The 283-nt window shown below is 58.0% G+C and carries 1 protein-coding gene; it reads left to right on the top strand.

Translation table 11 applies throughout. The annotated features are described in order from the left end of the window. Window positions 1-152 precede the first annotated feature (152 nt). A partial coding sequence (locus tag SJH88_RS19580; protein WP_274755433.1) for a transposase occupies window positions 153-283 on the top strand: 131 nt, incomplete at its 3' end.

Below are 283 nucleotides of genomic sequence, written 5' to 3'. Positions count from 1 at the left end.
CAGCAGGCCAGACAGCAGTTCTTCGGGTACGTCGTGTTTCTTGGTGTTCATAGTGTTTACGGACAGGCCGGCTTGCGCCGGCTGTTGATTGGCCGTTTACACAAAATTTTGCACACCCTCTCCTCTCAGGAGTTGAGCCTCCACGGAAGCCGGTGCGATTCATTGAGCGTGGCGTGTCTGTGGCCCAGGCAGCCAAAGACTTGGACGTTCACGAGAACGTGCTGCGCAAGTGGGTGCGTGAGCTGAGGCAGCAGCCTCAGGAGGCGTTCCCTGGTAACGGCAA

Source organism: Comamonas sp. GCA5, from assembly GCF_036541385.1.
GTDB classification, from domain to species: Bacteria; Pseudomonadota; Gammaproteobacteria; order Burkholderiales; family Burkholderiaceae_C; genus Comamonas; species Comamonas aquatica.
Note: the sequence above shows the minus strand (reverse complement) of the source record. Positions and strands in the feature narration are given on the sequence as shown.